Origin of the sequence: Leptolyngbya sp. Cla-17, from assembly GCF_016807185.1 — a bacterium.
Lineage (GTDB): Bacteria > Cyanobacteriota > Cyanobacteriia > Leptolyngbyales > Leptolyngbyaceae > ULC077BIN1.
Map to the genome: position 1 here is coordinate 612,504 of NZ_JAEVYN010000002.1, position 12,682 is coordinate 625,185.

General features: G+C 45.0%; 14 protein-coding genes and 1 tRNA gene. 7 read left to right on the forward strand and 8 right to left on the reverse strand.

Features of this window, described 5'->3' with window-relative positions; translation table 11 throughout:
- Nucleotides 1-26: 26 nt before the first annotated feature.
- Nucleotides 27-218 (reverse strand): hypothetical protein, encoded by a 192-nt coding sequence (locus JOY44_RS14000; RefSeq protein ID WP_171574303.1) that lies wholly within the window; start codon nt 216-218, stop codon nt 27-29.
- Nucleotides 219-342: 124 nt separating this feature from the next.
- Here JOY44_RS14000 and JOY44_RS14005 point away from each other — a divergent pair, with 124 nt between their 5' ends.
- Nucleotides 343-843, forward strand: coding sequence for a pentapeptide repeat-containing protein (locus tag JOY44_RS14005; protein ID WP_171574304.1), 501 nt, complete (start codon nt 343-345; stop codon nt 841-843).
- 51 nt (nt 844-894) lie between these two features.
- Here JOY44_RS14005 and JOY44_RS14010 read toward each other — a convergent pair whose 3' ends face one another.
- Together JOY44_RS14010 and JOY44_RS14015 are read right to left on the reverse strand one after the other, a co-directional pair.
- Entirely contained in the window at nt 895-1,461 is a 567-nt protein-coding gene (locus JOY44_RS14010) for an IS630 family transposase (RefSeq protein WP_171571904.1), read from the reverse strand.
- A gap of 27 nt (nt 1,462-1,488) precedes the next feature.
- Nucleotides 1,489-1,974, reverse strand: a complete 486-nt coding sequence (locus JOY44_RS14015; RefSeq protein ID WP_171571905.1) for a helix-turn-helix domain-containing protein — start codon at nt 1,972-1,974, stop codon at nt 1,489-1,491.
- Nucleotides 1,975-2,252: 278 nt separating this feature from the next.
- Here JOY44_RS14015 and JOY44_RS14020 point away from each other — a divergent pair, with 278 nt between their 5' ends.
- On the forward strand, nt 2,253-2,804 hold the full coding sequence (locus JOY44_RS14020; protein ID WP_171574305.1) for a cell division protein SepF: 552 nt from the start codon (nt 2,253-2,255) through the stop codon (nt 2,802-2,804).
- A 9-nt stretch (nt 2,805-2,813) separates the two neighbouring features.
- On the opposite strand, the gene JOY44_RS14025 is transcribed toward JOY44_RS14020, so the two are convergent.
- A complete protein-coding gene (locus JOY44_RS14025) occupies nt 2,814-3,515 on the reverse strand; it encodes a GNAT family N-acetyltransferase (protein WP_171574306.1) in 702 nt (233 codons plus the stop codon).
- 46 nt (nt 3,516-3,561) lie between these two features.
- On the opposite strand from JOY44_RS14025, the gene JOY44_RS14030 reads away from it, so the two are divergent.
- The 3 genes from JOY44_RS14030 (at nt 3,562) to JOY44_RS14040 (ending at nt 5,051) form a co-directional block, all read left to right on the forward strand.
- Entirely contained in the window at nt 3,562-4,332 is a 771-nt protein-coding gene (locus tag JOY44_RS14030; RefSeq protein ID WP_197985341.1) for a M48 family metallopeptidase, read from the forward strand.
- Nucleotides 4,333-4,911 carry an Npun_F5749 family FMN-dependent PPOX-type flavoprotein gene (locus tag JOY44_RS14035; RefSeq protein ID WP_171574307.1) on the forward strand — a complete coding sequence of 193 codons (579 nt, stop codon included), beginning with the start codon at nt 4,333-4,335 and terminating at the stop codon, nt 4,909-4,911. It abuts the gene before it with no gap.
- A 68-nt stretch (nt 4,912-4,979) separates the two neighbouring features.
- A tRNA-Val gene (locus JOY44_RS14040) sits at nt 4,980-5,051 on the forward strand.
- 211 nt (nt 5,052-5,262) lie between these two features.
- Here JOY44_RS14040 and JOY44_RS14045 read toward each other — a convergent pair.
- Nucleotides 5,263-6,657 carry an HNH endonuclease domain-containing protein gene (locus tag JOY44_RS14045; protein ID WP_171574308.1) on the reverse strand — a complete coding sequence of 465 codons (1,395 nt, stop codon included), beginning with the start codon at nt 6,655-6,657 and terminating at the stop codon, nt 5,263-5,265.
- 396 nt (nt 6,658-7,053) lie between these two features.
- On the opposite strand from JOY44_RS14045, the gene JOY44_RS14055 reads away from it, so the two are divergent.
- Together JOY44_RS14055 and JOY44_RS14060 are read left to right on the forward strand one after the other, a co-directional pair.
- Nucleotides 7,054-7,308: a DUF2281 domain-containing protein gene (locus tag JOY44_RS14055; protein WP_171574309.1), complete on the forward strand. Its 255-nt coding sequence runs from the start codon at nt 7,054-7,056 to the stop codon at nt 7,306-7,308.
- Between the two features lie 586 nt (nt 7,309-7,894).
- Nucleotides 7,895-8,716: a DNA adenine methylase gene (locus tag JOY44_RS14060; protein ID WP_197985345.1), complete on the forward strand. Its 822-nt coding sequence runs from the start codon at nt 7,895-7,897 to the stop codon at nt 8,714-8,716.
- Between the two features lie 116 nt (nt 8,717-8,832).
- Here JOY44_RS14060 and JOY44_RS14065 read toward each other — a convergent pair whose 3' ends face one another.
- From JOY44_RS14065 to JOY44_RS14075, 3 genes are all read right to left on the reverse strand, one after another.
- Nucleotides 8,833-9,159, reverse strand: a complete 327-nt coding sequence (locus JOY44_RS14065) for a hypothetical protein (RefSeq protein WP_203032029.1) — start codon at nt 9,157-9,159, stop codon at nt 8,833-8,835.
- A gap of 247 nt (nt 9,160-9,406) precedes the next feature.
- Nucleotides 9,407-10,084 (reverse strand): TIGR04283 family arsenosugar biosynthesis glycosyltransferase, encoded by a 678-nt coding sequence (locus tag JOY44_RS14070; protein ID WP_197985347.1) that lies wholly within the window; start codon nt 10,082-10,084, stop codon nt 9,407-9,409.
- A 242-nt stretch (nt 10,085-10,326) separates the two neighbouring features.
- Entirely contained in the window at nt 10,327-12,516 is a 2,190-nt protein-coding gene (locus JOY44_RS14075) for a serine/threonine-protein kinase (RefSeq protein WP_171574312.1), read from the reverse strand.
- Nucleotides 12,517-12,682 lie beyond the last annotated feature (166 nt).

Sequence of the window (12,682 nt, forward strand, 5' to 3'; positions counted from 1 at the left end):
ATCGTACCTCATTCAATAGGAAAAGGCTATAACAGCAGAAACACCCACAGGGGATAGCGCTGTCCAGCACCGCGACGATGGTCTGGAATCGTTTGCAGAGCTTCTATCAAGGTCATGGTCGGATGGGAGGGACGCGAATTAATTGCTGCCTCTGTTAGCTTGAATTTTCTTCCCCTAGAATGAATCAGCCCTAGAGTAAGTAGGGGCGTGTGTACCATGCCCTCAGCTTTTTAATGTGTCTAATTTTTGCCCCAAAGTAGTGTTTTTGCAAGAGGAACACTGTCTTTGAATGCAGCAAGTGCTACTTTGACGAAGGAACGTTATCGGTCAAGTAAATTTTTTATGCGATTATTTCGACTTTTCTTTGGGCTTCTGCTTGCTTTGGTGCTATCCACTCAATTTCTGTCCGGTGTTGCTTATGCGGCAAGTTCGGCGGCGATTCGAGCGATCGATGATAACGAGACAATCAACAAAGATTTTTCTGGGCAAAATTTGGTTAGAGCTGAATTTGCCGATGCTAACTTTAAGGATGCAAATTTCAGCGGCGCGGATCTACGGGGCGTTGTATTTAACGGCACAAGCCTAATCAATGCCAATTTGAGTAACGCTAATTTTAGCAATGGCATTGCGTATTTGACGGATTTTTCAGGAGCAAATCTGAGTAATGCGGTTTTTACGTCTGCCATGATGCTGAAGTCTAGCTTCAAAAATACGATGGTGACAGGTGCAGACTTTAGCGATGCAGCCCTTGATCGCGGACAGGTTCTGCGGTTATGCGAAACAGCGAGCGGCACTAATTCTGTTACAGGCATCGACACACGAGAATCGCTCGGCTGTCGTTAAATGGAACTCCTTTAAATATTTTGCAAAGATAGATCGGTTGCTCATACCAATTTAAATGGTTTCAATGACAGATAGTGCATTGAGGATAAAGGGGTAGCCCGTGAGAGAAGCAATCACTTGAGGGGTTAACTGGGATAAGAGTTGATCTACTCTGGATTGCAGTTGGTCAAGCGTTTTGAACGAAACCCACTTGAGATCCGCCTTGAGATATTCCCATAGCCTCTCAATTGGATTTAACTCCGGACAGTAAGGCGGTTGGAACACCAGGATAATGTTCTGTGGCACAATCAACGCTTTGCCTTTGTGGAACCGTCCGTTATCCACTTGCAGGATATTGAGACTATCGGGGTAAGCCTTGGAGAACTCATCCAAGAAGCATTGGTAGCACTCGGTATCGACATGGGAGAACTGCCAGAAAAAGGATTCTCCGGTGGCAGGTTCCACAGCGCCATAGAGCCAGAATGCTTTGAACACCCGTTGCCATGAGCCAATGGGTTTCACTCCAAAGGCTGTAATCAAACGCCCGATAATGGTATGCAGCCCAAAGCGGCTCTCATCCCCAGCAAAATAGCGAATAGGTCGTTTATCCTGGCGCACTTGCCGAGCGTATTGGCTCAACAAATCGAGGTCGTCTGCAAGGTTTGCTTAAATGCCTCTCGTTGTGCTCGGTTCTGCTTGAGGTTGTTGGGGACGAGCCACTTTTAGCTTGGCTTTGAGCCGATAACGGGTCATCTGGTAGACCGCATGATACTGGGCTTCTATTCCTAAACTCTCCAAGAGCCACTGCTGCACCTCCCCATAGCTGTCAAACCCATTGTCCGGTTCCTGCAATCGCTTTGCTAAGGCAACTTCTGCCCACATTGGAATCATCCGGTTGCCTCCTCCTGGCGTTGGCTTGACCACCAGCAATGCCTCTAATCCTTGTGCTCGATACAGCGCTAACCACTTTTGCACCGTGCCTCGATGCCTGCCAATTGCAACCGCGATCTGGCTGATGCTCGGTGCTTGCGCTCGTTTGAGCCAGTACAACACTTGCAATCGTTCTTTAACTATCGGCTGTTCAACCGTTCGCAAGCGGGTGCCTAACTCCTCGAGACTTTCTTTAATTACGATTGCGCTGACACCAGCCATGATTAGACTCTCACCTCTACATTCCTCAGTTTATCTGATCTGTAACTACTCCAATTTAATTTGGTATAATAATGTGTTTGACAGAGACGCGATCGCAAAAAAATCTTCCCACTCTGCCACCATCGACTACCATCTACCAAGCCCTATTCGATGACTCAGCATCGGGCTGCGAGGTTCTCACATTTCTTGCATCTGCATTTTATTTTTTGCATTTGCATTTGCAATAAGTAGAACAGGCGAACTAACATATGGGTGGACTGATCTGGAGCTAGCTTGCCATGAATATTTTTCAGCGTGTTTGGGGTTCGTTGGGGTTTGCAGAGCAATTTGAAGATGCCGACTATGACTATGAGTACGGTGATGAAGAATATGCCCAAAATCCAACAATGATGCAAGAAGCGGCGACGCTTCCCCGTGAGCGTGCGATCGCTCCAGCGAATAACGTTATTGGTATGCCAAATCGGGCCTCTGGTATTTCTGAAGTTGTTATTTTGCAACCCCGTTCATTTGAAGAAATTCCTCAAGCCGTTAGGATTTTGCGAGAGCGGAAATCCGTCATCCTAAATATGCTGCATATGGACCCAGAGCAAGCACAGCGCTCGGTTGATTTTGTAGCGGGGGGAGTGTTTGCGATCGATGGTCATCAAGAGCGCTTAGGCGAGAATATTTTTCTGTTCACTCCTAATGTCGTGCAAATTACAGCTCAAGGTTCTGCCCAACCTTCTTTCAATCCGGCGATGCCTGTAGAACCAGCTCAGCCGTCAATGTTACACACCATGTCTTCCATCGCGCCGACCATTGCAATTTCCGATAGTCAATTTCGGATGTAGCAAGGCGACCTAAATTAAATATTTAGCCATCCGATGAATGCCACCGGATCGAGTAAATTGCTCAAAGCGATCGGTCGTTTTACTAAGAGTAATGCAATAACCATTGCGCTCAAAAAATCTACGCCCACAACTATTTATATAAGTAATATCTAGACAAATTGCTTGGCAGTCGGCAGCTTGCGCTTGTGCCTCGACTTGAGCTAACAGGTAGGTGCCTAATCCCTGGTTGCGAAATTCTGGCAGGATGCCCACTCCTAGCAGGTAATAGTCTTCTGAAGAAATATCTTGCTTAATGCGATTAAAATCGGCAACATTGATCAAAATTCTTGGCAGTTTTCTCAGTGGGGTAATGCGTGCCATCACTCCATGCACTTTTTCATCCGCTTGCCGCTTGATCACTGCGGGATAGCCAATCATCAGCCCTACAGGCTGTCCTTGAATTTCGATAACGCAGGTATGCTCATAGCTAAATGCATGGCCCGGATAGACAAACGCCTGCTGCAAAACATCTTGAGCTTGTTCAGAAGTAGAAGCAAAAATGTAGCTGAATAAAGCAGGGCAAATTGAAAAAAGAAGCGGGGCTGCCCAGTTCCCATCGCCTGCGATCGCCCGACGCAGCGTTAAATTGCTAATTAAAGGCTGAAGCAGCATGAATTTCACGCCTACAGTGAACTCTCTTAAGTCTATAGGGTTTGTCTCCTCAAATGGCATTGCATAAGCCGTAGAAAAAAACTGCTTGATTTTTGGATTTTTTAAGATGAGAAACCCCTTATTTAAGGCATTATGGGTGGGTAGCGCCGTTACTTCACAGTTTGAAATGTCGCTAGAATACATTGTTCGAGAAAGCCCTAAAGCAAAACATGTTTCCTTGAAGATGTCTATCACGGGAAACTTAGAGGTGATTATTCCTAAAGGGTTTGATCAAAAGCGCATTCCTGAGATCTTAGAGAAAAAACAAAGCTGGATTGAACGGGTTACACGTCGCATGGTGACTCAGCAAGCCTTAGCAGGCGTTGATGTGGTAGCTGATCGCCCAGAACGAATTACACTTCAGGCGATCGCTGAAAACTGGCACGTTGAGTATTCTGCCAATCAGAAACCGGGTATTCGAGCAAAAGAATATTCTGGCTACCGCTTAGTTTTACAGGGCGACATGGTCAACGCAGATGATTGCAAGACTATTTTGCAGCGCTGGATCGCTCACAAAGCCCGCGTCCATTTCTCTCCATGGCTTCGGAGCATCAGCCACGAGCTAGCGCTGCCCTTTCAGGGTGTATCGATTCGCCAACAAAAAACGATTTGGGGTAGTTGCTCAATCCGTAAAACTATTAGCCTCAATAGTAAATTGCTATTTTTGCCACCGTCCCTTGTGAGGTATGTCCTGATTCACGAACTTTGCCACACCATTCACCTCAATCACTCCAGCAATTTCTGGGCGCTCGTTGGTACACATGAGCCTGATTACAAAGTGCTTGATGACAATCTACGAGATGCTCGCTATCTGGTTCCCTGGTGGATGGAGCAATAAATGACATTGGCTCCCTGGCGATCGCCTCTTGCTCGCGCTCTTCACCGTAATCGCTCATTAGTTTATGCGCGCTACTTTCAACTTGCAACCATTCGTGCCGATGGTCACCCTGCAAATCGCACCGTTGTCTTTCGAGGCTTTCTAGACAACACTAATCAACTCAAAATGATAACCGATGCCCGTAGCGAAAAAGCGGATCAAATTGATCAGAACGCTTGGGGTGAAGCGTGCTGGTATTTCCCAAAAACCCGCGAACAGTTTCGCCTGCTGGGACAATTAACCCTAGTGCGCGACAACTGCACAGATGCTCACTTGCTTGAGGCAAGAGCGCGATCGTGGCAAGAACTCTCCGATGCTGCCCGTGTCCAATTTGCCTGGTCAAATCCCGGCGTTCCCAGAGACGACACCGGGTTCAACCCTCCACTGCCTGATGCTATTACACCCCTCTCTCACTTCTGCTTGCTATTGCTAGATTCCACTCGTATTGATCACCTTGAATTGAAAGGCGACCCTCAAAATCGCTCAATTTATTCCTTCAGCGACGCGATAGGTTGGTCAATGCAGTCAGTAAATCCGTAGCGAATTGTCTAAAACTCAACCACTTTCAGCTATCCTAGAAAAAGTCAATAAAACAATTTGTTTTCTGTGGGCGATTAGCACAGTGGTAGCGCACTTCCTTCACACGGAAGGGGTCACTGGTTCAAATCCAGTATCGCCCATATATATGAAATTGTCGGGTAACACCTTATTTGTCATCGATAACAAATTAGTGTCGTCATTAACGTTCTTTTGGCATCTAGCATTTTTTGTCTATCGTTAACACTCTAATGTCATCAAGTGCTGGGTTAGCCAATACAGATGAAAAACAGCAAGCTAGCAAGCTGTTGATCCCGAATACTCTAGAATCAACAGGGAAACACGATAATCACACTAAATCCGGTAGATCCAATGTGGAGAGAAACCTTGATTTGTTGCTAGAGTCATCAAAGGTTGAACTGTAGTTTCATAAGCATTCCTCAGCTTCTCTATGTCTAATAAATCTTCAAGATTGACTTTGAGGTCACTGATATAAGTTTCCATATAGTTCGCCCAAGATTTTTCTCCTAAGTGTTCGTGAGCAGCCACTAGACCTAAATGTTGAGCGACAACAAACTCTAAGAAATATTGATTTGCGGGTAAATTATTAGACTTTGACGAGTTTACTTCTGGAACTACTGGAATTAAATTCCAGATTTGATCATGCGCTACAAATGACCATGGTATGTAGTGATCAAGAGCAATTTTATCTGGACTTAGAGGCTGTCCTGAATAAATACAGTTTATAGATTGATGTTGAAGTATCAATTTCCAATATTTAGTCTGATTAGATAAAGAGCCTCTTTGCTGAGGCACAAATATTTTATTGACAATACCTGGAACACTTGGATTTCTTTGTTGCATATACTTTAGCCATTCCCATGATGCCCAACCACGCACCAGTGCGTAATGCTTTTCGATATAAGAAGACCACTCTTGATGAATGATGATGGATTGACACTCGTTATACTTGTTTGAATCAAAACGATAGAGAGGTTTTTTAGATTCAAAGTGTTTTTCAGCGATCGCAGGCATCGCAACATCTAACTCATTCCCTTTACCTCGGTTAACGCCTTCTAGTTCTTGCTCCAAAAAGGGGATGATAAGGCGAAAGGGGACATATTTTTTCAAATGGCTGATGACATCTTTTAGATTCTGAGATGCAATCGCCTTACGCAATAGTTTCTTATCGATATCTGTAAACTTGAGGATAGGTTCACTGATGTCGAGAATTAATGAATCTAGCTTCTGAGCAATCTTGTCCTGAGAACCGAACGATAACTTAAAGTAAGTATGTGGATACCAGGCATTAGCAAGCATCTCAACGATTATCTCTTGAAAGCTGATAGGTGATAGAACGTCAAACTGGCGTCTTTTAAGAATGTCTAAGAGCGAAATAAAGAAAAGATATTTGTAAGACGTTGTTGTATCTGAGAATAGCCTAGAGAGTGCAGCGACATCTAAATCCTTGGATTGGGGAAGATAGTTTACTTCTGGAATTATTAAGCCTTCTTGCTCACTGTCTGTCCAACACCCTAGATAGAGCCTTGCAAACTCCCTAGATGCGTCGCTATCAATGTTATGAATCGCTTTAGCAATATCCGCAACAGTTTCGGCTGAGGGATCTACTTGCCCATGAAACCAACGAAAAAAGATAGGGCGATCTACACCCAACGCTATCGCCAACTGGTTCTGGCTGATTCCGTACTTTCCTAAGACCTGCTTCAGTGCATCGCTTACTTTGCCCATCTTTTAATCGTGACAAAGAAGTACAAACCCGTAAATGTTATCTTATTTGATAACAAATGTATTGAATTGGTTGTCAGATATGATAACATTCGAGCAACGAGTTTAGATAACTGCTCTGTGTCTTACGGAAAGCGTCTGCAATCTTGGGCTGTGATTCGCCTCCTGAAAGATATGCAGCGAATCACTATATGCAGATTTCGCAAGGAATCAGACGCGGCTGGCTACGCAAAAGCCCTACGCCAGCTAACTCCTGACGGTAAATTCCTTGTAATATTCGATCCGCCTACACCAACAATTGTAGGTGCGCTTGAAGACTTACAAGCCGTAGACGAGCTTAAAAGGTCGTAAAATAGGCACTTGCACGTAGTCAAAAAGCCCATTTTAGGAAGAAAGGAAATGGTAACAGAGCCTACAGGTACTCCAACCATTGATTTAATCAATAGTTACTTAGAATTACTCTTAGAGGAGCAACACCAGGAAATATTTAACTTGACTCAGAGCTTATTCATGACAATGCTTCTGAAGAAAATTAGAACTTTGCCAGCAAATAAGCAGTGTGAGGTCTTGGATTTTATCGACTATTTAATTGAGAAGGCAAAAGACAAGAAACCGTACTCAGGCAGTGAATTTTGTTGCCCACATGAGCTTTGACCCACGACAGATCGAATTAAAAGTGCAATCGCAGTGTATCGGCGAGGGCATGGGCGCTATCTTACTTCAGCGGTTGATGAAAGCCCGGAATATCGAGGGATTGGCAAAATAGAATTTGCCCTTCAGTCGCTTTAAACCTCTTATAAAAGTTGGTTCTTTTGGTATGGCTTAGGTGTTTTTGATTCCGTTATCGATCGCAAACTGCTCCTTTAAACGCTTAGATCGTCCTGTTTCAAAAGTAGGTTTACCTGTCCATCTGACTCACGGTAACGACAACGTTTCATGGTGGAAGTAACACGTAGTTGCGTTGTTAAATGTAATTTTCAGATATGAAAAGAAGGTCGTTGAATAGACTGACGCTGAGGCTGCAATCAAGTCGTTAATAGCCTTACGTAACCTGAATTCTTACCCAAAATGTATAAAAAACAGGGCTAAGTAGTAGAATTGTATTAAAAGGCATGAATTCAAAAGTTCGCTGAATGCCCCAACTAAAAATGCCGTGAAATTTATGCAAACAAAGCTGAAGAGGTAGACATATTAATAACCTTTTTAGAGCAAGGTACTTGAATTAAAGAGAGACGATCAATTGGTTTCTGAATTGCAAGTCAAGCATGAAGTTCTCAATCCTCCATTGAAGTGGGCTGGAGGAAAACGTTGGCTAGTACCTATTTTGCATACTATGTGGAAGCACTATTCTGGCTATAGATTAGTGGAACCATTTGTTGGGGGTATGGCAGTTGCGCTTGGTTTAAGACCTCAAAAAGCTCTGCTCAATGATTCTAATTCTCATTTAATGAATTTCTATTTTTGGCTTCAAAAAGGGCTTCATGCTGATGTGAACTTTAAAAATGATTCGTGCTATTACTACTCATGCCGTGAGCGATTTAATCAGCTTATTTTAAATGGAGAAGCGGATACTAAAGAGGCTGCTAATCTGTTCTATTTCATGAATCGCACAGGATATAACGGACTTTGTAGATTTAATAGTAAAAATCAATTTAACGTTCCTTTTGGGCGTTATAAATCCCTTAATTATCCCAAAGACTTTTTGGGGTACGTACCCGTTTTGAGAAAATGGCATTTCTCCGCAGTCGATTTTGTAGATTTATATCTGCAACCCAATGATTTTGTTTACGCTGATCCTCCCTACGATGTTCAATTTACCAGGTATAGTGCTAGCGATTTCAAGTGGAACGATCAGATACGCTTAGCTGAATGGTTAGCTTGTCACAAGGGACCTGTCGTTGCTTCTAACCAGGCAACAGAGAGAGTCCTGGCGCTTTACCAAAGCCTTAATTTCTCAATAACCTTTTTAGATGCACCAAGGCGCATTTCTTGTAATGGCGATCGCAAGCCAGCAAGAGAGATCCTTGCCACTAGAGGAATCAACCTTAACAAGTTGTTGTGACTCTGAAGCATACTACTTCAGATACGGTTTTTTACCTCACTGATAGTTAGTTTCTGATGCTAAATATGCAGAAACTTGCGGAAACTTTTAATTCGCCCAGTCAAGCTTCTAAAACCTCATAAATCGCCGAGAAGTACTATTGCTTTGTCATTTTGAAACAAGACTATGGGCTCTAAAGAAGTTGTTAGAAAAACAGGACTGTTGTCTACTTGGAACTGAGGCGCAACTTCTCCCTCACCAGCACCGCTACACAACGGTTTGATGGTAACGGTATCCATGGTACTGGAATCATTTGTTTGACAATAAACTGAATAGTTCGTTACTAAAAAGCCTAGTGTGGATGATGCTGAAGTATGGTGAGGAAACTGAGCGAGAAGTTGTGTTTTGGTAGTGGATGTTTGTAACTGGATAGACGATTCGGGCAAGACTTGACTCGTTGCCATAGCGATCGGAACTAAAACAAGGGCACTGGTAGCGGAAATCGAAACGATGGTTCTACTCAGTGCAGATTGCAGGGTAGCCTTTAAAGAGTTGAGAACTGAAGGGCATGAACAGGATTGACTGAACATAATTACATTCCTTTTAAGCTGGAATAGTAGCCACTTCAAATTTAGAACACCTACTGTGTTTAGTCTCTATTGATTTAGATAGACTTTTTTGCGATGGTAAGCAAACTAAAATTTTTAGATGCTACTTGATTGATCGGTACCATTGGGCCAGAGTTGCAGGAGAAATGCCAACGAAATAGCCCACAATCATTAACTGATTCACGAAGGTGGTTTTGAAGATGCCGAGGGTTTGCCAGCGGCGACTAGAAGTGGACACAGCAGCAGCGGCGATCGCTACTCTTCCTAGTTTATTCAACCGTCGCATCAGCACAACGTCTTCCATAATGGGCAGATTTGGAAATCCACCAAGACTATGAAATACCTCAGCTTTCAAAAAAAGTCCTTGATCCCCATAGGGCATGTGCAACCAATGCGATCGCCATTTAACGCCCCATTCCACTAGCCGCAAGCCAATCTGAGAACCTGCGATCGCTAAATCGAACGCTCCCGCGACTACCCCAGGTTGCGCTAATGTTGCGTGAATCAGCCAGTCGTAGCCGATTGGCAGACAGGTATCGGCGTGGAGAAATAGCAGATTAGGGAAAGTTGCGATCGCGGCTCCAGCGTTCATTTGAACGGCGCGCCCCGGTTGAGATTGAATCACCACTACTCCAAAAGCCTGAGCAATTTGAACTGTGTCATCTTCACTGCCGCCATCAACCACAATCACCTCAACATCTGCGGCTGTATGCACAATGGTCAGGGTTTTAGCCAGGTGATCACTCTCATTTATCACTGGAATCACAATTGAGATTGCCACTGGAAAAGCTATCCTAACCATAAAATTACAAGGAAGTCATCGCAAAGCTGCCTTAGAAGAAGCAAGCCATGCTCTAAGCTTTCCTATCAGAGTTCGCGTATTTCGAAAGCACTTTCTGCTGGAGAAATCGCCTCAACTATCAAGCCCATGGGCAGATAAGACGATCTCACACGGTCCTAACTCTCACACGTTCCTTGACATCGTACAGGCAGCGAAAGTTGAAGAGATGTACTTTATGGCAATCAGCCATTCTTATTTTGCCGTATCAGGGTTGCAGTGGCTTCTCGCAGGTAGGTACCAGGGTTCAAATCTGACACTGACATAGCAGAAACTATAGGATTTAGGTTGTGCTGATCAACCGCTGAAGTTTGGGCGATCTCTGCGAGTTGTTCACGGGCTTGGGCGTAAGCAGGAGTGCCAATTGGGACTTTTTGCAGAAATGCGATCGCAGTTGCTTTCCGTCCAGTAGCCGCTTCAGCATTGGCTTGTTGCAACCACTCGGCTGCTTGCTGGTTTAGCTGTACCGTATATTCAGTCAGTTTTTGCTCAATCACTCCGTCTATCAATGAGTCGCTGGGAATTTTTTCGAGGGTGGTCAGCGCCGCCAAAAAGTTTTGCTGCTCGGCATAATCGGCAGCCGCTTTGAGCATCAACCGGGCGCGAACCTGTGCTTTACGAGAATATTCCACCACCTTTCTCTGGGCGATCTCGTACGCAGGAGTGTCTTGAGAAACCTGTCCTAAATAGGTCAATGCCTGAGTAAAATCTCGCAGAATGGCGCGATCGTAAGCTTTTTGTAGATCGGCTTGGGCTTTGACAGCTCGTTTCATCCTATATTCATCCACTTTGGTTTGGGCGATCGCCCCAGCAGTGGTTTCTGGCACAATTTGCTTCAGTGTGCTTAATGCAGCAACAAAATCACGATCTCGAGCGCGATCGTAAGCAGTTTGTAGCAGATTTTTAGAATCAACCTCTGCCTTAGCGATGACTTGTTTGGCTAACGCATTATTCCTATCTTTCCAGTAAGGAATCTTAGTAGACATTGATTGAGTCAGTTGCCGCGCTTCTAGCCAATTCCCTTTGTCTACGGCTTGTTCGGCTTGCTGGAAGGTATTGGTTGCCTGGGTCCAATCTTGCAGCCACGCGTCGGAGACCGTCTGCATCCGCTCAGGTTTTGCTAATCCAGCTTGAACCGGGGGTTGAGATTTTTGCAATTTTTTGCTGACTTTTCCCAAAATTTGATTGGGTTGCGACCAATTGACTGAGTTTAATAAGCTCCAGCCAATTGCTGCCGCGATCGCCGTAAGCAGCGTGCCGCCAACTCCAATGTGAACAGAAGGACTGGCGATCGCGCTCATCAACAATCGCGTTAGAAAGACAGGCTGATGAGGCACAGGATTTGCTACCGATTCACTATCTGTTCCGGCTATCTCTATTCCGGCTATTTCTGTTTCGGCTACCTCCGTTTTGGCATTGGTTGACGTTGCTGGAACGGTCATCGTAATCGGGGCAACTGCTGGACGGCTTTCCATCGGCAATCTCGCCTGATTTTGAGTCACACCGCCTACCGTTTGCAAGGCCTGAAGTGCTTCCCTTGCCGATCCAAATCGTTGCGATAGATCCGACTGCACCATCCGGTTGATAACTCCGACCAGCCCACGATTGATGGGCGAGATCGCCTCTTTGTAATAAGGCAGCCACAGCACCTTACCCGACTGCGGATCGACTTTAAACTGCGTAGGATGTCTGCCCGTCAGCGCTTGGATCGCAATCATCCCAATTGCATACACATCGCTTGCAGCGCAAGGCAATCCCTGAAGTTGCTCCATCGGCTGATAACTTTGTTCCGACAGCTGCGTAGGGTCGCCCTCCACTGCGTAAGCAGCCATGCACTCTTGCTGGATCTGCGCCATGCTGCCAAAGTCAATCAGAACTAATCGACCCGCTTGCCCCCGCAAAAGGTTGTCTGGCTTAATGTTTCCGTGCAGCCCGTCTCGGTGATGGACAAATGCTAAAGGTTCCAGCACCTCTCGCAGTAACGTTACAACCTGCCCACTGCTCCAGGGCAAGTTAGGGATTAATTCTTGGCTCAGCGATCGCCCCTCCACAAACTCCTGCACTACATAAAATCCTTCATCATCTTCAAAATAAGCCAGCACCTGAGGAATTTGTTCATGGGTGCCAAACTCTTCTAGCCGTTCCACTTCTTTGGCAAATAGGCTGCGTACCGATTCTGCATAGTTCGGTATCTCTGCGATCTGCTTGAAATGGTGAATGATGCACTCTGACTGGCTAGAATGATGCAAATCTTGGGCAAGGTAGGTGCGCTCCCAAAGACGAGCCGCTAAGATTTCATTGACTTGGTAGCGTCCATTGAGAGGCCCGTTGAGTTCAGGATAGTGAACAACTGCGGGGGATATCACATTTGACATAGGAACACTCCGAAGATTTGAAAGATTGACCGCAAAGAAATGATTTACAGGATGGCGTATGGGCAAAAAACTGCTACGCACTACATCCCGCTAAATCAGGAAACTTTATTCGTAGTTGGTAAGTTTTTCTGACCTTTCGAGCGTTTTCCGGAACAACCCGATGAAA